Raw genomic sequence first — 21,323 nt, 5'->3', positions numbered from 1 at the left:
TCTGTGCCGTCGCGGCTAGAAATCCGTCAGCACCCAGTCGCTGGGGCAGCCGTTGCGCAGCATGCGGGCGTCGACGGCATCGAAGTCGCTGCGCTGCCCCAGTTCGTGAAACAACGTACGCGCGATCTGCCAATGCTCGCATGCGGTTGCCGGGTCGCCGGAAACTTGGACCAAATCGCCGAGCGCCACTCGGGCCTTGGCGTGCGCGCTCTTCTGGCCAGAGGCGGTTGCCGCGCGGATGGCCTTGCGCATCAGCTCGGCCGCATCGTGCGCTTGGCCGCTGTCGAGTTGACGTTGGGCCAGAGAGAGATAAAGCCCGGCAAGGCGAGCGTCGGCGCCTTCGGCCTCTGCCTCCTTTACGGCTGCGAGCAGAGCTGGGCCGTCATCAGCGATGAGCTGGGCGACGGGCTGAGCCTGCTCTACCGGCTCTGCGGCTTCCGGGGCTGCGAGCCCCTGCTGTGCGTGATCTGGCTTCGAGCGTTGGCGGGAAATCTGCCGATTGCGGATGACGAGCAAAACGAGCGTTATCAGCACCGCGGCAACGGCGATGCCGACCAACGCGACGTTGGGGTCGATCGGCGGCGCAGACACGAGCATCATCACGCTGAACTCAATATTGCCGGTGTCAACGGAAGGGCATCGAATACATCAGACCGCCCTTGGTCCATGAGTTGTTGAGACCACGCGCCAGCTTCAGGTCCGATTTCGTGCCTAAGGACCGATCGAAGATCTCGCCGTAGTTTCCTACGTTCTTGACGATCTGGTAGGCCCAGTCGCGGGGGAGCCCAAGGGCTTGTCCGAGGTTCGCCTCGATGCCTAGGAAGCGGCGGATGCTCGGGTCGGTCGATGCGCGCTGTGCGTCGACGTTGGCGCTGGTCAGCCCCAGCTCCTCGGCCTCGATCAACGCCATCAGCGTCCAGCGCACAACCGCAAACCACTGCGGATCGTCCTGGCGGACGGCCGGCCCCAGTGGCTCCTTGGTGATAAGCTCGGGCAGGATGATGTGGTCGGCCGGGACGGGCAGCTTGCTGCGTGCTTCGGCGAGAAGCGAAATGTCGCCGGTCAGGACGGTGCAGTTGCCGGCTGCATATGCCTTGACCAGATCGCCCCAGTTTTCCTGGGCCACAACCTGATAGCGCATGCGCTGAGCACCGAAGAAGTTAGCGAGGCCCTGCTCTCCCATTGCGCCAGGAAGAGCGCAGACCGAGGCTCCGGACAGTTCCAGCACACTGGCAACGGCGTTGCCGCGGCGGGTGAGGAAGCCCTGGCCGTCGTAAAACAGGACGCCGGTGAAACGGGCGCCGAGCTCGGTGTCGCGGCTGAGGGTCCAGGTGGCGCCGCGGGCCAGCACGTCGACGTCACCCGATTGCAGTGCCTTAAATCGGTCGTTGGCGCTCAAAGGCCAGAATTTCACTGCGTCCTTGCTGCCAAAAACGGCCACCGCGAGGGCTTGGCAGAACTCGACGTCGATTCCCGAGCGCGTGCCGTTGGGTCCGACCACAGAGAACCCCGGCTGCTCCTCGCCGATGCCGCAAAGGAGCTGACCGCGCGCCCTGATCGAATCGAGCGTGCTGGTTTCGGCTGCCTCCACGGAAGGAGCAAGCGGAATCAATGCGCTGAGCGCGATCGCGGCGATGAGAGATCGGCGGAGATGCTGGAATATTCGCATGGCGTTGCTTCAGTGTGGGGCGACGAGAGCTATCGCGCAAGGGTTCAGAGTGCACGCCCGCGCCTGCGACGTACATTTGGGTCAATCCCGCGTAACCGGAACGAGGTCAAGCCCTTGACCCGGCGGGCAACATGGGCCACACGGGCCGCAACCTCTGCGATCCAGGATCGGCCTCAATGTCATCCTCCGAGAAGAAGCCCGAGCGCCACGAGGCGCCGGCAACGCGGGTCGTCCATGCCGGGCGTGCCCCGCACGATAACTTTGGCTTCGTGAACCCGCCCGTCTATCGGGGCTCGACGGTTTTGTTTCCAACCGTCGAGAAATTGTGGAATCGCGATCAGCCCTACACCTATGGGCGCACTTGCACGCCCACGGTCAAGGCCCTGCAAGACGCAATTGCCGAGATCGAGGGCGGAGCGGCGTGCGAGTTGACCGCGTCCGGCTATCAGGCGGTCAGTACTGCGATCCTCGCTTTTGTGAAAGCGGGCGATCATATCCTGATGGTCGACAACGTCTATCAGCCGACCCGCAAGTTCTGCGACTACATGCTGGCCAAACTCGGCGTCGAGACGACGTATTACGATCCGCTGATCGGTGCGGGCATAGCCGAGCTGGTGCGGCCGAATACGCGATTGATTTTCACAGAGAGCCCGGGATCGCAGACGTTCGAGGTGCAGGACATTCCCGCCATCGCCAAGGTGGCGCGCGAACGCGACCTGTGGCTGTTGATGGACAACACCTGGGCGAGCCCGCTCTACTTCAAGCCGTTCGATCACGGCGTCGATGTCTCGATCCAAGCGGCCACGAAATATATCGTCGGGCACGCCGACGCGATGCTCGGTGCAATCACGTCGAACGCGCGCGCCGCCAAGTATGTGGCGCAGGCGAAAGATCTGCTCGGGGTCAATCCGGGATCGGAAGAGACCTACCTAGGCGGGCGTGGCCTCAGGACTTTGGCGACGCGGCTCGCGCAGCACCATCGCTCCGGGCTGGAGATCGGGCGCTGGCTGGAAGGGCGGCCGGAGGTTGCGCGCGTCCTGCATCCGGCGCTACCGAGCCATCCGCAGCACGCGCTGTGGAAGCGCGACTTTCTTGGTGCCAGCGGATTGTTCGGCGTGATCTTGAAGCCTGCGAGCAAGGACGCCGTCGCGGCGATGCTCAACGGGCTGAAGCTGTTCGGCATGGGCTTCTCGTGGGGCGGCTACGAAAGTCTCGTCATCCCGTTCGACGTCACGAGCTATCGCACGGCGACGAAGTGGCAGCCGGAAGGGCCGGCGCTGCGGCTGCACATCGGCCTGGAAGATGTCGATGATTTGCGCGCCGATCTGCAGGCGGGGCTCGAGCGGCTCGCAACGACGAAATAACCGGCGCGGCTTTCAATCCTTGCGGACGGCGGAAAGCGCCTCGGGTGTATCGATATCGATGAGCGTGCTCTCGTCGCTTATGGGCACGCCGAGGCAGTCTGCGGGGCTCAACCTGCGCAACACCTGCTTGGCACCGTTCGATGGGTCGAGCGCCCGCAGGTCAGCGAAGAAGCGGCGCGGCCAGAGCACTGGATTGCGCTGCTCTCCTTGCTCGGTAACGGGATAGACGACGCGTGCCGCGCCCATTGCATCAAATTGCGCAACGAGCTGCGCGATCTCGTCGGCTTCGAGCAGCGGCATATCACCCGGCACGATCATCGCGCCTGTGGCGTCGCTTCCCAGGGCGGCAATGCCGACCCCGATCGAGCTACCCATGCCGGTCGCCCAGTCGGGATTATGGACAAAGCGCACGTCTCTGCCCGACAGAGCCAGCTTGACGCTGTCGGCGTCCCAGCCGGTGACGACAGTGACCCCGACGAGACCAGCGCGTTCGAGCACATCGAGCACGTGCACGACAATTGCTTTGCCACGCAGATCAGCGAGCAGCTTGTTGGGCGCGCCGAACCGTTGCGACGCGCCGGCTGCGAGCAGCACTGCTGCGATCTTGCTCAAGAGGCCCCGCGGCTCACTTTGACGATCTCGGCGAGGATCGAGACGGCGATTTCCGCGGGTCCCTTCGCGCCGATGTTGAGACCGATGGGTGCGTGGATGCGCTGCAGATCATTATCGCCGAAGCCCATCGCCTTCAGTCGATCCATGCGCTTGGCATTGGTCGCGCGCGAGCCCAGCGCGCCGATGTAGATGCAGGGGGTGCGCAGTGCGGCTGCTATCGCCTCGTCGTCGATGTGCGAAGCGTGCGTGAGCGCAACGACGGCGGTGCGGGCATCGAGGCCAATGCGATCAAATGATGCCTGCGGCCAATCAGCGACGATGGCGCTTGCGCTGAAGCGCTCCTCGGACGCAAAGGCGGCGCGCGGATCGACGACCGTGACACCATACCCCGTCAGGCGCGCCATGTCGGCGAACACCTGACCGATGTGCGTGGCGCCGACGATGATGACGCGCAAAGGCGGCACGACCGGCTGCACGGCCGCGGTGCCATCAGGCGTTTCGATGAGGCAAACGATGCCGGACGTCAAAGCCTTCGCGACATCGCCGCTCAGCGCGTCGCCTTCGCGGTAGATAGATCGCTGGCCATCGGCAATGCGCGTCACGCGGACAATGGAGCGGCGCTGCTCGCGCGCATCGATGATGGCATCGACGTGCGGCAGGTCGGCGCGAGTCAGCGGCTCGACCAGCACCTTGATGGTTCCACCGCACGGCAGGCCGACGCGCCAGGCGGTGTCGTCGCTGATGCCGTACTCGAGCAGCTTCGGCCGGCCGGATGCCATTATGTCGACCGCTTCTGCGAGGACGTCGGCCTCGACGCAGCCGCCCGACACCGAGCCTTCGAAGCGATCATCGGGGCCGATGACGAGATGGCCGCCGGCCGGCACAGGCGCAGACCCCCAGGTGGAGACAACCGTCGCCAGCGCCACGCGCCCGTGTTCGGCGATCCAGCGCCGGGCGATATGCCAAGCGTCGCGTCCCGCTTCGACCGGTGACTGTACCTGAATGTTCATCGCCGCGCCTCGCTGTGCGATCTCATGTTGCCGGGCAAACAGCTCCGCTGTCCACCCATGCCTTGATGAGCTCGCCGAACTCCTTCTGCGTGCCGGGAGCCGGCTCGCGTCCTTTGCCGGGGTGCCAGCCCCAGCCTACGAGGGAGTCTTCCGCCATATGATGAACGAGTTCTTCCATCGACTTGCCGCCGTTGCGGGCGGGGTCCTTGATCTGCTCGCAGATCTCGCCAAGCGACTTGCCGACCCAGGCCATTTCGACAGGTGCCAGATGCCACTCGGGGTGGCCGGGGACGCCTGCCGGATCGAAGTTCTTCGGCCCATGGCAGGTCGTGCAGCGCATGCCGATAGCGCCGAAGTTGTCGACGCCGCGCACGACCAGCGGCATGTGCGGATGACGGTCATCGCCCTGCGCGGGACGGTCGCCCGCCGGATGGCAGTTCATGCAGCGCGCATGCGTGATGACTTTGCTCGCCTCCTGAAACAACGCGAGCGAGCGCTGTTGCTGATCGGGGATTGAAGCAAAGGAGTGCACCGACTTGAGCGTCATGACCTTGTCGGCCTGCTTGGCGGGCACCGCCGCGCCGACCGTCACGATGGCCGCCGCGCCGGCAAAGAGGATGAGCAGTCTACCCATGGTTCACCTCCCTATGCCTTCGCGGCGGAATGTGAGAACGGCAGCGTGAACACGTGCTGCCCCGTCAGCTTGGCCCAGGCATTGGCGATCGCGGGGGCGATCGGTGGTGTGCCAGGCTCACCGATGCCGGTGGGCTTTTCCTTGGACGGCACGATGTGCACCTCGACGTCGGGCATCTCGTTGATGCGCAGGACGCGGTAGTCGTTGAAGTTCGACTGCACGACGCGGCCATCCTCCAAGTCGACGGAGGCGAACATCGCCGCCGAGAGACCAAAGCCCATGCCGCCTTCGAGCTGTGCCGTGATGACGTCCGGGTTGATGGGGACGCCGCAATCGGCCGCGACGACGACGCGCTCGACCTTGGGCAATCCATCGCTGCCGACCGAGACCTCGACGACGTGGGCGACGAACGACTTGAAGGATTCATGCACCGCCAGCCCGCGTGCGCGGCCCTGCGGAAGAGGCGTCCCCCAGCCGGCCTTCTCGGCCGCGAGGTTGAGCACGCCGAGATGACGAGGATGCTTCGCCAGCAACTTGCGGCGGATCTCCAGCGGGTCGGCGCCAGCGACCTCGGCGAGCTGATCGAGGAACGTCTCGGTGGAGAAGGCCGTGTGCGTCGAGCCGACTGAGCGCCACCACAGCGTCGGCACGCCGACGTCTGCCATGTGCGCCGACACCCGCAAATTGGGGATCTGATAAGGCAGCGTGCTGGCGCCTTCGACCATGGTCTGGTCGATGCCGTCCTTGATCATTCCGGCCTCGAACGGCGAGCCCTTCATGAAGGACTGGCCGACGATGACCTGGTCCCATCCGCTGATGTTGCCGTCCTTGTCGACCGACCCGCGCAGCTTGTGAACGAAGATCGGGCGATAGCGGCCGCCCTTGATGTCGTCCTCGCGCGACCAGAGAACTTTGATCGGCCCCTGGTGCTTTGCGGCCTTCAGCACCGCTGCAGCTTCTGCCGCCATGTCACCCGCTGGCGTTGCGCGGCGACCGAAGCTGCCTCCGGCGAGCAGCGTCTTGATTTTCACCTGCTCGGGCTTGAGGCCAAGCACGCCAGCGGCAACCTGCTGGTCAACAGTCTGGAGCTGCGAGCCAAACACCAGCTCGACACCGCCGTCGTCCGTGCGATGGATGACGCAGTTGTTCGGCTCCATCGGCGCATGGGCAAGATAGGGGAAGACATACGTTGCTTCGACGACCTTGGCAGCACCCGACAATGCCGCGTCGGCATTGCCGTCGTTACGCGCCACGGTGCCCTGCTGGGCGGCGAGATCGACGTAATCCTTGATAATCTGCTGGGAGCTGCGCGCTTCCGTTCCGGTCTCGTCCCACTCGACCTTCAGGGCATCACGGCCGTTCTTTGCTGCCCAGTAGCCGGTGGCAAGAACAGCGACGCCCTGCAGGACGGCGAATACTTCCTTCACACCCGGCACAGCGAGTGCGGCGGTGGCATCGAACGATTTGACCTTGGCGTTGAAGCGTGATGGACGCTCGATCACGCACGTCAGCATGTCAGGCATCTTGACGTCGATGGTGTAGAGCGCCTTGCCGTTGGTCTTCTCGACGGTATCGACTTTCGGCAGCTTGGCGGCGCCGATGAGCTTCCATGCGTCCGGCTGCTTGGGCGTGAACGGGCCTTTGACCTCGGTCGCCTGCGCCAGCTCTGCCAGCTCACCGAACGTCGCTGAGTTTCCTGACGCGTCCTTGACGACGCCCTTCTCGATCGTGATCGAGCCCGGATCGACGCTCCACTTTTTCGCGGCGGCGGCAATAATGCGTGCGCGTGCCTCGGCGCCGGCAGCGCGGAGCTGATCCCATGAGCTTGCCATTGCCGTGGAGCCGCCCGTGCCCTGGATGCCGAAGGCAGCGTTGGCGTAAAGCTTCACGTCGGCAGGCGCAGATTCCACGCGCATCTGGCCCCAGTCGGCGTCGAGTTCATCGGCGAGGATGGTGGCGACGCCGGTGTATGGCCCCTGGCCAAACTCGATATGCTTGCAGATGGCCGTGACGGTGTTGTCAGGCGCGATGCGGACGAAGGCGTTCGGCGCGAACTCGCCTCCCTGCTCAGCCGCCAGGGCGTGGCCAGAGAGCGGGAGATGGAAGCCGATGACGAGCCCGAGAGCGGAAGAGCCCTGAAGGAACTGGCGCCTGCTTGCTTTCAGCGGAATGTTCATGCTCAGCCCTCCAACCGCTGGGCCGCATCGTGGATGGCGGTGCGGATCCGATGATAGGTGCAGCAACGGCAGACGTTGCCGGTCATGGCGAGGTCGATGTCCTCGTCGGTGGGCCTGGGATTGAGGCTCAACAGGCCGACAGCGGACATGATCTGGCCCGATTGGCAGTAGCCGCACTGGGGCACGTCGTGCGCGATCCAAGCCGCGCGCACGGCTTCCACCTCTTTGCTGGCTGCGCCCTCAATGGTGGTGATGTCGGCGCCGTCAAGCGTCTCCATCGGCGAAACGCACGAGCGGCGCGGCTCGCCGTTCACATGCACGGTGCAGGCGCCGCACTGGGCGATGCCGCAACCGAACTTCGTGCCGGTCAGGTCCTGCTCGTCGCGCAGGAACCAGAGCAGCGGCATCGATGGATCGCCATCGAATTCAACCGGGTTGCCGTTGACTGTCAGCTTGATCATCTGGCGCCTCGCTGAGTTAGGAGTTGGCTGGGTGCAGACGGATGGGGAATACCTGACCGATAACGTCGGTTCGGTGCGTGGAGGTTCCCTCGCGCTACAAAAAACACAGAACCGGCGCGCACATTGTTCGCCAAGTTCGAAAGACGTATGCGCGCCGGCCTAATGGCGATCATTCGGCCGGATGGATGTGTCCTGGCGTTTCTTCTTCTGCGCCGCGGCGCTTGCTCGTGAGACCGGCGAGCCAGCGGCTGACCACGTAGAACACCGGCGTAAAGATGAGACCGAAGAAGGTCACGCCGATCATGCCGGCGAACACCGCGGTTCCCAGGGCCTGACGCAGCTCTGCACCCGCGCCTACCGCCCACACCAGCGGCACAACGCCAAGGATGAACGCTAGAGACGTCATGAGGATCGGTCGCATGCGCAGACGGGCAGCTTCCGTCGCGGCCTGAACCTTGGTGTGGCCGGACTCTTCGAGCTGAGCTGCGAATTCGACGATCAAGATCGCGTTCTTTGCGGCAAGACCTATGAGCACGATGAAGCCCACCTGCGTGAGGATGTTGTTGTCCATCCCGCGCATGATGACGCCTGTGATCGAGGCGATGAGACTCATCGGCACGATGAGGATCACCGCGAGCGGCAGCGTCAGGCTCTCGAACTGGGCTGCGAGCACGAGGAACACGAACACGACGCCGAGCGCGAAGGCGAACACCGCGGTGTTGCCGGCGCGGATCTGCTGATAGGCAAGCTCGGTCCACTCGAAGCCGAAGCCCTGCGGCAACGTCTCGGCGGCCAGCTTCTCCATCAGGTCGATCGCTTGGCCTTGCGAGTATCCAGGTGCGGCCGAGCCATCGAGCTCGGCTGCGGGGTAAAGGTTGTAGCGCGGCACGCGGGCTGGCGCGGAGATATCGTGTACGGTCGTGAAGCTGCCGAGCGGCACGGTATCGCCAGAAGAGTTGCGCACGCGCAGCTTCAGGATGTCCTTGATGTCGAGGCGATAGGCGCTGTCGGCCTGCGCGGTGACGCGGAAGGTGCGCCCCAGCAGGTTGAAGTCGTTCACGTAGGCGGACCCGAGGTAAGTCTGCAGCGCGGTGAACACATCGGAGATGTTGATGCCGAGCATCTGCGCTTTGACGCGATCGATGTCGAGATAGATCTGCGGCGTCGAGTTCTCGAACAGGGTGAACACCTGCTGCAGGCCAGGCGTCTGATTGGCCTTCACCATCATGGCCATGACGGCCTGTTGCAGCGCGGCTGGGCCATTGCCGCCGCGGTCCTGCACCATCATGCGGAAGCCGCCAGCGCTGCCGATGCCACGCACGGGCGGCGGCGGCACGACGAGTACCATCGCGTCCTGCACCTGTGAGAACTTCTTCAGCAGCGCGGCGCGAATAGCCTGCGCCGACTGGTTCGGATCCTTGGCGCGCTCATCGAAGGGCTTCAAGGTGACGAAGATGGCGCCCGCGTTCGGCGCGTTGGTGCGCGTCGCGCCGGAGAAGCCGACGAAGTTCACCGCATGCGCAACGCCCGGCGTGTCTAGCGCCATTTCGACGAGGCGCTTGTTCACGGCGTCGGTGCGGGCCAGCGATGATGCGGGCGGAAGCTGCGTGACGGTGATGAGATAGCCGCCGTCGACGGCCGGAATGAAGCCGATCGGCGTTTTGCGGAATTCGTTCATGCCGTAGAAGATCACGCCCGCATAAACGATCAGCATAAGCACGGCGAAGCGCACGACCTTGCCGACCATCCAGCCATAGCCGAACGACATCTTGTCGAACGACCAGTTGAAGGCGCGGAAGAACGCATTGATCGGCCACATGTACCAGGCGGTGCTGTGGCTCTCGGAGTGCGGCTTCAGCAGCATGGCGCAAAGCGCGGGCGACAGCGTCAGCGAGACAACGAGAGAGATGAACGTTGCGCCGGCGATGGTGAGAGCGAACTGACGATAGAATTGGCCAGAGATGCCGGTGATGAATGCCGAGGGCACGAACACGGCACTGAGCACGAGCGCGATAGCGATCAGCGCCGAGCCGACCTCTTCCATGGTGCGGTAGGCGGCTTCGCGCGGACTGAGCCCGTTGGCCATGTTGCGCTCTACGTTCTCGACCACGACGATGGCGTCGTCGACAACGATACCGATGGCTAGCACGAGGCCGAACAGCGACAGGTTGTTGAGCGAGAAGCCGAACAACGACATCAGGAAGAAAGTGCCGATGAGCGACACGGGGATCGCCACGATGGGAATGATCGCAGCTCGCCACGTCTGCAGGAACACAATGACGACGAGCACGACGAGCACCACCGCCTCGAGGATGGTATGCACAACAGCGTCGACCGACTGCTGAATGAAGTCGGTGGGGTTGTAGACGATGTCGTACTTCAGGCCCTCAGGGAAGTTCTTCGACAGGTCCGCCATCGTCGCCTTGATCTTGGCGGCGGTGTCGATGGCATTCGAGCCGGGCAACTGGAAGATACCGAGGGCGACGGCGGGCGATTTGTCGAGATAGGAGATCACGCCGTAGTCGAGCGCGGCAAGCTCCACACGCGCCACGTCCTTCAGGCGCACGACGGCGTCGTTGCTCTGCTTGACGACAATCTCGCCGAATTGCGCCGGGTCCGCGAGGCGCCCGAGTGTTTGCACCGATATCTGGAAGGCGGCAGGGTGCTCCACCGGCGGCTGGTTCAGAATACCGGCGGCAACCTGCACGTTCTGGCGCTGCAATGCCGTGGTCACGTCGTTGGCAGTGAGGCCAAGCGACTGCAGTCGGTCAGGGTCGAGCCAGACGCGCATGGAATAGTCGCGGCTGCCGAACACGGTGATAGAGCCGATGCCCTCGATGCGGCTCAATACGTCGACGACATTGACGGAGGCGTAGTTGGAAATGAACAGGGTGTCGCGCGAGGCATCGGGCGAATAGAGATGCACGACCATCATCAGGTCGGGCGAGGCCTTGGCCACGGTGACGCCGATGTTGCGCACGTCCGCGGGCAGACGCGGCTGTGCGATCGCCACTCGGTTCTGCACCTGAACCTGGGCGGTATCGAGATCAGTGCCGAGATCGAAGGTGACGGAGATCGTGAAGCGGCCGTCCACCGTCGAGTTCGACGAGATGTAAAGCATGCGCTCGACGCCGTTGATCTGCTGCTCGAGCGGAGCAACGACGGTGGAGGCGACGACCTCGGCGCTGGCGCCGGGATACTGGCCCGTGACGTTGACGACCGGCGGGGCGATCTCAGGATACTGGGCAATCGGCAAGCGGAATACCGCCACGGCGCCCAGGATGATGAACACCACCGAGATGACGCTGGCAAAGATCGGCCGGTCGATGAAAAAGTGCGAAAGTCGCATTCGCGCCTGCTCTAGTTGGTGCGGATAGAGGACGTGTTCGGCGTGGAGCCAGCATCAGCGGTGGCTTCCTGCGGCGTGACCTTGGCACCCGGGCGAACGCGCATCAGGCCATTGACGATGACCTTGTCGTTCGGCTCGAGGCCCTCGACCACGCGCATGCCGTCGACAAGCTGTCCGAGCGTCACGTACTTGGGCGTCGCGACGTTGTCGGGACCCAACACGTAGACGAACTTGCGGACCTGCTCGGTCGCGATGGCAGAGTCAGGCACAAGGAGCGCCGCCGTCGGCTCGGAAGTCGAGACCTGAATGCGGCCGAACATGCCGGGGGTCAGCCTGCCGTCGGCGTTGGCAAATATCGCGCGACCGCGGATCGTGCCCGAAGAGCGGTCGATCGCGTTGTCGACGAAGTCGATCTTGCCCTCGTGCGCGAACGTCTTCTCGTCGATGAGTTTCAGTCGCACGGGAAGCGTCATGCCGCGATCGGCCGCGCTGGAGGCTGCGGCGCCTACCATCCGCAGGTAGCGCAAGTAGGATGCCTCATCCATGGTGAACTCGAAGCGGATGGGATCGATCGAAGCGATCGTCGCCAGCAGCGTCGTGCTGCCGGAGGCACCGCCCGAAACGAGGTTGCCAACCGATACGCGGCGGTCGCCGATGCGACCGGAGACCGGGGCCTTGAGTTCGGTGAAGCTGAGATCGAGTTCGGCCTGATCGAGCGCAGCCTGCTGCGAAGTCAGCGCAGCCGCCGCGACGCGCGAGGCCTGAAGGCGCTGATCGAGTGCCTGCTGCGTGATAGTGGTGCCCGTACGCAGGCTTTCACCGCGCTTCAGGTCGCTTTCGGCGTAGGCAAGATTGGCCTTGGCCTGCTCGAGAGCCGCCCTCGCCTGCTGCACCGTCGCCTCGAACGGGCGGCGATCGATGGTGAACAGAAGCTCACCCTCTTTCACCATCTGGCCGTCGGTGAAGTGGATCTTCTCAAGGTAGCCGGAAACACGCGCGCGCACCTCGACGTAATCGAGCGCGACGAAGCGACCGACGTACTCGTCGTGATCGGTCACCTTCTTCTGCTGCGGCACAGCCACCGTGACCTGCGGCGGGGGCGGAGGCGCGCCCTGGGCGCTGGTGTTCTGCTCGCCGCAGCCAGCCAGAGATAGAAGCGACATGAGCGCCAGAGGCAGGGCAAGGCGCGGGAATACGGAGATGGGCATAGCGACCATTTCGATAAGCTGAAGGGAGCGCATCACGCGCTCCCGTTTGATGTCTTAGATTGCGCGGGCCGGTTCAGGCGTGAGCCAGAACCCCCGCTACCGCTCCGGCTCGCCGCATGGCGGCATCCACTGCTCGTTCTGCAAACTCGGGACCAAGCCCCATGCCTTCGATCAGGATCGATTGCACATCGGTGATGCCTACGAATTCGAGGACCGAGCGTAGATAGCTTTCATCATGCTCGTGTGACCGCAGGGGACCGCCCGAGTAGATCCCGCCGCGCGCCAGAACCAGAATGGCGCGCCGCCCCCGAAGCAGGCCCTGCGAGCCGTCCTTAGTGTAGCGGAAGGTGCGATCCGGGCGAACGACATGATCGATCCATGCTTTAAGCGTGGACGGGACGCCAAAATTAATCATCGAGCCGGCGATGACGACGACATCAGCCGCGAACAGCTCATCGATCAGGGCGTCGGAACGCTCTACCTGGGCGCGCTGGCGCTCGGTGCGCGGTCCGGCGATCGAACGCGTCGCGGTGACGAAATCGTCGTCGATATGCGGCAGAGGGTTGCGAGCTAGGTCGCGAATCGTGACGGTGGCACCCGGATAGACCTGCCGCAGTTCGCGCAGGACGCGCATTGCGACAAGACTCGAGTAGGAGGTGTCCCGGCGAGGGCTGCTGGTGAGGCAGAGAATGTTGCCCCCTGCATCGTCCGCCACCAAACTATCGTCAACTATACTGGTTGGCTGCATGTTATGCTCGCAGTGATTTGGTGCGGCGCGAAACTTGGTACCTGACACGGGCCACACTCTGTGTTACTGACCGGTAACGCACACTGGTATACTGACCGGTAACACCCTATGTCAAGAGGGCCATGGTAAGCACTATTAACCGCACACCCGAGGCGTCTCCGCCTCCCCCGCGCGATCGCATTCTCAATGCCGCGCGGACGCTATTTTACCGCCACGGCATCCGCGCAGTCGGGGTCGAGGCGATCGCGGAGGCGGCCGCGACCAACAAGATGACCCTCTATCGGCACTTTGGTTCCAAGGACGAACTGATTGCTGCCTATCTCACCCAGCTCGCCCTGGAGGGCGATGAAGTCTGGGAGGATCTGGCGAGACTTCACCCGGGCGACCCGCACGCCCAGCTCGAAGGATGGGTGCAGTACGTCGAGCGCATCCTCACCGACGGCGGCGAGCGCGGATGCGCCATCGCCAACGCGGCGGTAGAGCTACGCGAGATCGATCACCCTGCACGACAGATCATCGAGGACTACAAGACTCGCAAGCGCAACCGCCTCGTCGCGCTGTTTCGCGAGGCGGGCTGCGAAGAGCCCGACCAGCTCGCTGACGAAGTGTTCCTGCTATTCGAAGGAGCGCGGATTTCGCTGCAGTGCTGCTCGAACGGCCCCGCCCAGCGCGTCGTCCGAATGCTTCGCTCGCTGCTAGCCGAGCATATGCCGAAGAGCGCAATGTGACGGCATTCCAGTTTCAGATCAGCTGCTAAAGATCGCCTTCGAGGAATTGCGCTCGACCAAGCCCGAACGACCAGTCTTCATCGGTGTTTTCGACAATCGAGACCATGACGTCGTTCGGCGATATTCCGCAGCTCTTTTCGAGCTCTTCTACCAGTAGACGGTAGAATTTCTGCTTTGCCTCCTTGCCCCGCGGCCGGCTGACGACCTGAACGACAACGACTTTGTCGCTGCGAGGGATGCCGAGGCCGGTATCCTCGATGATCATGCGCGAGGGCTTGTACTCATTGACGATCTGATAGCGATCGCGCTCGGGGACCTTGAATGCCGCCAGCATGGCGCGGTGGGCGGCGTCCAGCATCGCATTCAGCTCCGCATCGGAGCGGCCTTCGAGGACGTTGAAATAGAGAAGCGGCATGGGCACACCCGATCGATGGTTGGGGGCTCTGTTTATGCCGGGGTCACCGTCGAGACAACTCTACGTTCGCCTACATTGGCCGGGCTGGCGAGCAAACCTCACGCGAGGCGGCTTGCGCATTGTGATCGGCCAGCGAACGGCGGTAGTGTCACGCAGGTGGCGTATGTGAGCCCTGTCTCGAACGACGCGCGACGAGGAGCCATGGATGACGCGAGAGGAAGTTGAGAAGGCGCTGGCGGAAATGGAGCGGCTGCGAGAAGCTTCTCGCATCGCAGATGACGTCGACGAGCAGCGCCAGTACGCAAACGAATACCATCGCCTTTGGCGCCAGGTCCGGCCGTACGTCGAAGGCGAGCTGCCCTACAGCGGGGAGGAATAGCCGCCTCGATGGCGTTAACGGGCCAGACCGCGGTACTGCTCGGCGAGCGATTCACGCGCATTGAGCGCCAGGCAGCGAAGCCAGCAGCCGAAGCCGAGGGTCTTGATATTCCAGATCATGGCCCGGGGCGTATAGAACAGAGCCGCTTCCTGATATGCCTTCAAAATCGCTTGCTGCATAAATTGCTCACCCGACGGTTGGCGTTGCAGCAAAAGGGGTAGGACGGGGGGGCGCAGAGGGACGAGTGCGCAATTACCTCAATCCCCGCTATACACAGCTCAGCTTAGTTGCAGCTCCTCTAGCGAATTCACCAGATTTCTCTCGCGTCTGCCCCAGTCAAGCCCTAATATTACACAAGGGTATTAGTGGGTTGCGGGGGTATCAGTTGGAGTTGGCGCGTATGTCGCTGGAGCGCGCGGAGTCGGCTGATGGGGCCGCTACTGCGAAAATCAGTAAGCTCGTTGGGTCTGCGTCGATCCCGACCTTCTTCATCAACAGAGATTGTGATGAAGATCGGCGGGGTTCGGTCTGCGCGCATCTGTCCGGCGCGAACATGACCGCCGAACGCATTCCGGGCGTCGAGGGGCTGAATGTTCCCGGCCAGTTCCGTGAATTCTTCTTCGAAGGACCAGCACTGCATTCGAAGTTGAAGCCCGGCGAGGTCGGCTGCTATGCAAGCCATCTCGTGGCGATGCAGCGCATGCTCGATCAGGACCTCGAATACGCGCTGATCCTGGAGGATGACGCCATTCTGCCGACCGACGCCGCGGAGATTGTGCGCGGTGTCATCGCCTCGATGCCCAAGGGTTGGGATCTTGTCCACCTGTGCAAGGACAGCAACCGCGCGGTCAAAATCATCTCGGCGCTCGACGGCGACCGCAAGCTGGTGCGCTACTCCCGGGTTCCCGAAACGACGACCGGATATCTCGTCAGCCGATCGGGGGCGCGCAAGTTCCTCAAGCCGATGAAGCGCTATTGGCCGATCGACACTGACTTTCGCCAGCCTTGGCGCTTCGGGCTGGATATCTATGGCGTGACGCCGTGCTTCATCAAACCTGAAGGCTTTGCGTCGGCGATCCACCTCATGGGCAATCACTCGCGCCTGCGCCGGGGGCTTCCTCTCCCGTCGCGCTATTGCTGGACCGGCAATCCGCTGCACACCCCAAGCGGGGTGCTGTTCAATCTGCGCACTCTCGGGCCGCTGACGTGGGGCCGCTGCGCGCTGCGCAACGGCACGCGGCGCATCGTCAAGATGCTGGGCTTGCAGCCGGCTTTAGAACGCCTCAGCATCAAGGGTGCGAACGCGATGCCGGGCGGCGCTACAACGCCGTAGCAGCCGCAGCTGTTCCTTCACAGCTGGCTCGCGCACTCTGCATTGTCTTGCAGGAACGCCACCGTCACGCCGCGCGTGCTTCCGCGTGGTTGCGATCGCGTTCGCTGTGCGCGAGAGCGGTCATGCAGCGCTCCCACTCATCAGCGCACTGCTCCCAAGAAATGAGATCGGGATGGGACAGGCAGGCGCGATGATAGCGCTGCCACAACGCATCGTCGGTCAGGACGCGGGCAATCGCGGCGCCCATTCTGCCGATGGTTGGCTCGATGCAGCCGGTCTGATCATGGATGACGCGCTCGCGCAATGCGCCGCTGCCCATCGTGACTGTCGGCACGCCGCACGCCGCCGCCTCGATCGAGAGAAGGTTATAAGTCTCCTGCCAGTGGCCGGGCGCTATGAAGACTCGCGCAGTGCGCAGTAGGTCCATCAACTGCGTCCAAGGCACCGTTCCGCGGATTTCGATGTTGCTGTCACGCAGTTCGGCCGGCGTGCGACCGTCGAGATGCTTGGGCTTAGCGTCAGAGGTGACAATCAGCTTTGCCTGCGGCACGCGCGGATGGACGACATCGCACCATGCGCGGACGACCTTGCGAAGGTTGCGTCCGGGGTAAGACGCGAAAACAGCGATCGGCGGCGGCGGGGCGTCGCGGGCTGCGCGCGAGGCCAGCAGCTCTACCGGCATGCCATGATGGATGATCGTGTCACCGGAACGCGGCAGCATCCATGATCGCTTGCGCGTATATTGCGACAGATGCACGAGATGCGGCTTGTGACGCCATTTGGCGAGAAGGTCTGCCTTGAGGTGGGTCTGAGTAAATCCCGGATTGTGGGTCCAGACCATTTTCACCGGCGCGACGACGCCATCGAAGGCTTTCGCGAAGTTGTTGCTGATGGCGACGTCGTATAATTGTGCAAGCGCCGCGGCTGGGCTCGCAACTGTCACGTGGCCAATCTGGGTCGCGTCAGGCGCTCCGGCGCACGTCAGCACCACCTCATGGCCGCGTGCGCCCAGCGCTTCCGCGAGATAGAGCGACGTGCGTTCGGCACCGCGAAGACCTTCGAGACTCGCGTAGTCGAAATTGCGAAACTCGTCCGCACGGGTTTTGTTGAGGAAGAGTATCCGCATGAAGTACCGGTCGTCCCTGAGGGAAGTCAGCGCAGCCTCCACTAGCGGAGCGACTGGGCCGCCGCGAAGTCAATGCGGCGGTGAGATTGTCGTGGTCAAAGTGGGCAAATTCATGTGCAGAAAACTGTCTGAATCACGCACACATATGCATGTGGCAACGCTAGGTTGAACGGCAGTCACCCGCCGCGCACGCCCATTGGTGAGAGAGCCTAAGAGCCTACGCCGTCGCTGGCAGCGTCGCCTCGGCAGTCTCGATCAGCCAGTGGGCAAAGCTGTCGGCGTAGCTGCGGAACATGGCCAGCTCGAAGGTCGAAGCATCTTCCAGCTGCCACATGATCACACCGATGTGGCTTGCGTGCGTGATAGCAGCCGCGTTTGCGCCGAAGGCGCGCGGGTGAAGATCGATGGGGATGCCTTTGGCCAGCACCTGGCGCGACAGTGGTCCCGACACGCGCACGACCACGCGACCATCCGATTGATCGACAACCGAGGCCATTCTGCTGAGGAGCGATTTCAGCTCGCGCTCCATATCGCGGTTGGTGCCGCGTTCAGCGACGGCCAGCCATTGATCAGGGCTTGCCCAGACAAAGGCGATACCCTTACCCGAAACGCGCGCGGGGCGACGCGGCAGGTCGACGCCATAGGCGCTCTTGATAGCCGCCATGACTGCCTGCACTTGGTCCTTGCCGGCGGCAAAGCTCGCCATGGTCAGGTCCTCGCGCGGAGCCACAGAGAGGCTCGGTGTCGAGAGCGGGTCGAGGTGCGAGAACGCAGACGTTGGTTTCAGCATGTTAGCCACGGACGCGCGCTCCTTCGGGATCGACGAATACGGGTTTCACGACTTCGACGAGTGTGTCGCCGCCGCGCACGGGATCATAAGCGCGGACAATCTCGCCGACACGCTCGGAGCCATGCTTCAGGAAGCCGAGGCCGATCCAATGGCCGTTGGAAGGCGAATAGGCGACCGAGGTCATGTAGCCTTCGTCATTGGCGGCGGTTGGTTTAGCGCCCTTGGCGAGGAAGTGCGCGCCCGAGCGCAGTCTTACCGTTCGATCCACCGGTCGGAAGCCGATGAGCTGCGGACGCTCGGGGTCGACGATGCCCGGCCTGGCGCCGAGGGTGCGGCCGACGAAGTCCTTCGTCTTCGACACCATGCCGCCGAGACCGACGTCGCGGGGTGTCGTGGCTCCGTTGAGCTCGGGGCCTGAGATGTGCCCCTTCTCGATGCGCATGACGCCGAGGGCCTCGGTGCCATAGGCGCAGGCGCCGAACTCACGGCCTGCTTCCCACAGCTGGCGCATCAGTGCATCGCCGTAGCGCGCCGGAACGCCGATTTCGTACGCGCGCTCCCCGGAGAACGAGAGGCGGAACAAGCGAGCTTTGACGCCGCCGCATACCGTGATCTCGCCCACTTGCAGATAGGGGAAGCCGGCATCTGAGATGTCGAACTCGGGGTCCACGATCTTCTGCAGAAGCTCGCGAGACCTCGGGCCGGCAACGGCATACTGCGCCCACTGCTCGGTGGCCGAGATAATCTGCACATCGAGCTCCGGCCATAGCCACTGAGCGCAATACTCCATGTGCTGGAGTGCACGCACGGCGTTGGCCGTGGTCGTCGTAATGAAGTAGTGGTTCTCAGCGAAGCGCGCGACAGTGCCGTCGTCGAAGAGGATGCCATCCTCGCGCAGCATGCCGCCATAACGGGCCTTGCCGATCGCCAGACTTTTCAGGTTGTTCATGTAGACGCGTTCGAGGAACGCAGCCGCATCCTTGCCCTGCACGTCGACCTTGCCGAGCGTCGACACATCGCAGATGCCGGCGGCGTTGCGCACGGTGTTCACCTCGCGCTTCACCGTATCCAGCCAGTCCTTCTCGCCCGGGCGCGGGAAATAGCTGGGACGCAGCCAAAGGCCGGTCTCGACGCATACGGCGCCCTGCTCCTTGGCCCACTTGTAGGACGGCGGCAGGCGGGTCGGCTTGAAGCTCTTGCCGCGGTGATGACCGGCAAGCGCGCCAACGGCAACCGGAACATAGGGCGGACGCGCGAGAGTCATGCCGGTCTGCGGAATGGTGCGGCCGGTGATATCCGCCATGATGGCGAGCGCGTTGACGTTGGCGGTCCGGCCCTGGTCCGTCGCCATTCCGAGCGTCGTGTAGCGCTTCAAATGTTCGACAGCGCGGAAGCCCTCGCGCTCAGCCAGCTCAACATCGGTATCGGTCACGTCGTTCTGGAAGTCGACGAAGGCCTTTCCGGAGTGATCCTCGACGCGCCACAGCGGGGCGATGCGGACGCTTTCCTCGGCAGCCTTTGGAACGGGGATGCTCGAGGACTTGGCTCCGTTGGCCACCGCGGTAGCTCCAGCGTCGGCACCGCTGCCGAGGGCCTTGGGTAGCGAGAAATTCCCCGCTACCGCGCCGGCGAGTAACATGCCGGGCGGTAGCGAGCCTGGGAGGAAACAGAGCAGATCGTCATTCCACTGTGGCTTGCCGCCGACGTGGGTCGACAACTGGATATTGGGGTTCCATCCGCCTGAGACGGCGATGAGGTCGCAGAACAGCCGGACTTCGGCTCCGCTCTGCGTGCGGATGAGAGCGCTGGTTACGCGCTTCTTGCCAAGGGCGCGCGTGACAACAGCACCCGATAGGAGCTTAGTGCCGGCGCTGCTGGCGATGCGCGAGATGGCTTCGGAAGGCTTGGGTCGAGAGTCGACGATCGCAACGACGTTTGCGCCGGCGTTGATGAGGTCGGTGACGGTGCTGACGGCGTAGTCGTTGTTGGCGAAGACGACGACGCGGTCGCCCGGCACAACGCCGAAGCGGTTGATGTAGGTGCGCACCGCACCTGCCAGCATCACGCCAGGGCGATCATTGTCGCCGAACACGATCGGTCGCTCAGTCGCTCCGGTAGCCAGAACCGCGTGCTTGGCAACGATGCGCCAGAGACGCTGACGCGGCTGATGCTTCTGCGGGACGGCAACGTGGTCGTTCACACGCTCGAGGGCACCGTAAGTGCCGCCGTCGTAGGTGCCGAACACGGTCGTGCGGCGCAAAATGGTGACGTCGGGCAGGCTCGCCAGCTCGGCCTCCACGGAACGCACCCACTCGCGCGCGGGGCGGCCGTCGATGATCGAGCCATCGTCGATGGCGCGTCCGCCGAGCGCTGCCTGCTCGTCGACAAGGATGACGCGCTTGCCGGACTGCGCGGCTGCCAGGGCGGCCATGAGGCCGGCGGGTCCACCGCCAATGATGAGAACGTCAGTGTGAGCCGTCGTCTTCTCGTAGACGTCTGGATCGGCGGCATCGGACGCGCGGCCAAGGCCGGCGGCGCGGCGGATCGCCGGCTCGTACAGCTTCTCCCAAAGGGCGGCCGGCCACATGAAGGTCTTGTAGTAGAAGCCGGCGACGAACACTTTCGACAGCAGCGAGTTGACGCTCATGACGTCGAAGTCGAGCGAGGGCCAGCGGTTCTGGCTCTTGGCTTCGAGGCCGTCGAACAGCTCGGCCGTGGTGGCTTTGGTGTTGGGCTCGCGGCGGGCGCCATCGCGCAGTTCGAGCAGTGCACTCGGCTCCTCGGAGCCGGCGCTCAGGATGCCGCGCGGACGGTGATACTTGAACGAGCGGCCGGCGAGCATGACGCCATTGGCGAGCAGCGCGGAGGCTACAGTGTCACCGGGATGGCCCTTGTAGGTCACGCCGTCGAATGAAAATTCGATAGTGCGGCGGTGATCGACGATGCCGCCGTCAACGAGGCGTTGCGGCTGGAGCGGGTCGCGGCGCGGGGCTTCTTTCGTGCGGGCCATCAGGCGGACTCTTTCATTGCCTGGTTGTTGGCGAGTGCGACGTCCTTGGCCAGCTCGACGGACGAGATGGCGTGGGTAGAGATATCGCGGCTGACAACGAGCCAGGCGTGGCAGCCGGCGGCGTGGTACCAAAGCTCGCGATGCATTCCCGGCGGGTTGGTGCGCTCATAGACGTACTTCACGTAGTCCTCGCTCGCCGTCGGTGCGGAGGCATCCGGGCGCCGGACGGTGGCGTCGCCGGAGTAGATGAATTCATCGAGGCTACGCTCGCCACAGTATGGACATGCGATGCGCATGGCTTTGCTCCCGG

Annotated in this window: 20 protein-coding genes; 4 read left to right on the top strand and 16 right to left on the bottom strand. The window is 63.8% G+C overall.

From position 1 onward, the window contains the following. Window positions 1-15 precede the first annotated feature (15 nt). Complete coding sequence (locus ACP15D_RS19435) at window positions 16-600, bottom strand: hypothetical protein (RefSeq protein WP_424959049.1); 585 nt, start codon at window positions 598-600, stop codon at window positions 16-18. A 25-nt stretch (window positions 601-625) separates the two neighbouring features. Beyond that, window positions 626-1,669, bottom strand: coding sequence for an amino acid ABC transporter substrate-binding protein (locus tag ACP15D_RS19430; protein WP_424959048.1), 1,044 nt, complete (start codon window positions 1,667-1,669; stop codon window positions 626-628). Between the two features lie 176 nt (window positions 1,670-1,845). Here ACP15D_RS19430 and metC point away from each other — a divergent pair, with 176 nt between their 5' ends. After that, the gene (metC, locus tag ACP15D_RS19425) at window positions 1,846-3,033 is read left to right on the top strand and encodes a cystathionine beta-lyase (RefSeq protein ID WP_424959047.1); all 1,188 of its coding nucleotides are present in this window, start codon (window positions 1,846-1,848) and stop codon (window positions 3,031-3,033) included. A 12-nt stretch (window positions 3,034-3,045) separates the two neighbouring features. On the opposite strand, the gene ACP15D_RS19420 is transcribed toward metC, so the two are convergent. The 8 genes from ACP15D_RS19420 to ACP15D_RS19385 all read right to left on the bottom strand — a co-directional run bounded on the left by ACP15D_RS19420 (window position 3,046) and on the right by ACP15D_RS19385 (window position 13,232). Continuing rightward, window positions 3,046-3,645: a nucleotidyltransferase family protein gene (locus ACP15D_RS19420; protein WP_424959046.1), complete on the bottom strand. Its 600-nt coding sequence runs from the start codon at window positions 3,643-3,645 to the stop codon at window positions 3,046-3,048. Then, window positions 3,642-4,655: an XdhC family protein gene (locus ACP15D_RS19415; protein ID WP_424959045.1), complete on the bottom strand. Its 1,014-nt coding sequence runs from the start codon at window positions 4,653-4,655 to the stop codon at window positions 3,642-3,644. Before ACP15D_RS19415 ends, ACP15D_RS19420 begins: the two co-directional genes overlap by 4 nt. Window positions 4,656-4,677: 22 nt before the next feature. Next, a complete protein-coding gene (locus ACP15D_RS19410; RefSeq protein ID WP_424959044.1) occupies window positions 4,678-5,289 on the bottom strand; it encodes an Isoquinoline 1-oxidoreductase subunit in 612 nt (203 codons plus the stop codon). Window positions 5,290-5,300: 11 nt separating this feature from the next. Continuing rightward, window positions 5,301-7,466, bottom strand: a complete 2,166-nt coding sequence (locus ACP15D_RS19405; RefSeq protein WP_424959043.1) for a molybdopterin cofactor-binding domain-containing protein — start codon at window positions 7,464-7,466, stop codon at window positions 5,301-5,303. 2 nt (window positions 7,467-7,468) lie between these two features. Continuing rightward, the gene (locus ACP15D_RS19400; protein ID WP_424959042.1) at window positions 7,469-7,927 is read right to left on the bottom strand and encodes a (2Fe-2S)-binding protein; all 459 of its coding nucleotides are present in this window, start codon (window positions 7,925-7,927) and stop codon (window positions 7,469-7,471) included. 169 nt (window positions 7,928-8,096) lie between these two features. Continuing rightward, window positions 8,097-11,276, bottom strand: a complete 3,180-nt coding sequence (locus ACP15D_RS19395) for an efflux RND transporter permease subunit (RefSeq protein WP_424959041.1) — start codon at window positions 11,274-11,276, stop codon at window positions 8,097-8,099. 11 nt (window positions 11,277-11,287) lie between these two features. Then, window positions 11,288-12,517: an efflux RND transporter periplasmic adaptor subunit gene (locus ACP15D_RS19390; protein ID WP_424959040.1), complete on the bottom strand. Its 1,230-nt coding sequence runs from the start codon at window positions 12,515-12,517 to the stop codon at window positions 11,288-11,290. A 40-nt stretch (window positions 12,518-12,557) separates the two neighbouring features. Further along, entirely contained in the window at window positions 12,558-13,232 is a 675-nt protein-coding gene (locus ACP15D_RS19385; protein ID WP_424959287.1) for an FMN-dependent NADH-azoreductase, read from the bottom strand. A gap of 122 nt (window positions 13,233-13,354) precedes the next feature. Here ACP15D_RS19385 and ACP15D_RS19380 point away from each other — a divergent pair, with 122 nt between their 5' ends. Further along, entirely contained in the window at window positions 13,355-13,960 is a 606-nt protein-coding gene (locus tag ACP15D_RS19380; RefSeq protein WP_424959039.1) for a TetR/AcrR family transcriptional regulator, read from the top strand. Between the two features lie 25 nt (window positions 13,961-13,985). On the opposite strand, the gene ACP15D_RS19375 is transcribed toward ACP15D_RS19380, so the two are convergent. Continuing rightward, entirely contained in the window at window positions 13,986-14,375 is a 390-nt protein-coding gene (locus ACP15D_RS19375) for a tautomerase family protein (protein ID WP_424959038.1), read from the bottom strand. Window positions 14,376-14,580: 205 nt separating this feature from the next. Between ACP15D_RS19375 and ACP15D_RS19370 the strand changes: the two genes are divergently transcribed. Then, window positions 14,581-14,754 (top strand): hypothetical protein, encoded by a 174-nt coding sequence (locus tag ACP15D_RS19370; protein WP_171988128.1) that lies wholly within the window; start codon window positions 14,581-14,583, stop codon window positions 14,752-14,754. A 14-nt stretch (window positions 14,755-14,768) separates the two neighbouring features. On the opposite strand, the gene ACP15D_RS19365 is transcribed toward ACP15D_RS19370, so the two are convergent. Further along, the gene (locus ACP15D_RS19365; RefSeq protein ID WP_424959037.1) at window positions 14,769-14,933 is read right to left on the bottom strand and encodes a hypothetical protein; all 165 of its coding nucleotides are present in this window, start codon (window positions 14,931-14,933) and stop codon (window positions 14,769-14,771) included. A 65-nt stretch (window positions 14,934-14,998) separates the two neighbouring features. Here ACP15D_RS19365 and ACP15D_RS19360 point away from each other — a divergent pair, with 65 nt between their 5' ends. Next, on the top strand, window positions 14,999-16,087 hold the full coding sequence (locus ACP15D_RS19360) for a glycosyltransferase family 25 protein (RefSeq protein WP_424959036.1): 1,089 nt from the start codon (window positions 14,999-15,001) through the stop codon (window positions 16,085-16,087). A 64-nt stretch (window positions 16,088-16,151) separates the two neighbouring features. On the opposite strand, the gene ACP15D_RS19355 is transcribed toward ACP15D_RS19360, so the two are convergent. The 4 genes from ACP15D_RS19355 to ACP15D_RS19340 all read right to left on the bottom strand — a co-directional run bounded on the left by ACP15D_RS19355 (window position 16,152) and on the right by ACP15D_RS19340 (window position 21,309). Then, window positions 16,152-17,213: a glycosyltransferase family 4 protein gene (locus tag ACP15D_RS19355; RefSeq protein WP_424959035.1), complete on the bottom strand. Its 1,062-nt coding sequence runs from the start codon at window positions 17,211-17,213 to the stop codon at window positions 16,152-16,154. A 217-nt stretch (window positions 17,214-17,430) separates the two neighbouring features. Then, a complete protein-coding gene (locus ACP15D_RS19350) occupies window positions 17,431-18,003 on the bottom strand; it encodes a sarcosine oxidase subunit gamma (RefSeq protein WP_424959285.1) in 573 nt (190 codons plus the stop codon). Window position 18,004: 1 nt separating this feature from the next. After that, complete coding sequence (locus ACP15D_RS19345; RefSeq protein ID WP_424959034.1) at window positions 18,005-21,013, bottom strand: sarcosine oxidase subunit alpha family protein; 3,009 nt, start codon at window positions 21,011-21,013, stop codon at window positions 18,005-18,007. Continuing rightward, window positions 21,013-21,309 (bottom strand): sarcosine oxidase subunit delta, encoded by a 297-nt coding sequence (locus tag ACP15D_RS19340; RefSeq protein ID WP_072376864.1) that lies wholly within the window; start codon window positions 21,307-21,309, stop codon window positions 21,013-21,015. The genes ACP15D_RS19345 and ACP15D_RS19340 overlap by 1 nt, the downstream gene beginning before the upstream one ends. Between the last annotated feature and the right edge of the window lie 14 nt (window positions 21,310-21,323).

The organism is Hyphomicrobium sp. 1Nfss2.1, assembly GCF_965243865.1.
Lineage (GTDB): Bacteria > Pseudomonadota > Alphaproteobacteria > Rhizobiales > Hyphomicrobiaceae > Hyphomicrobium_A.
This window is presented reverse-complemented; position numbering and strand designations above follow the sequence as displayed.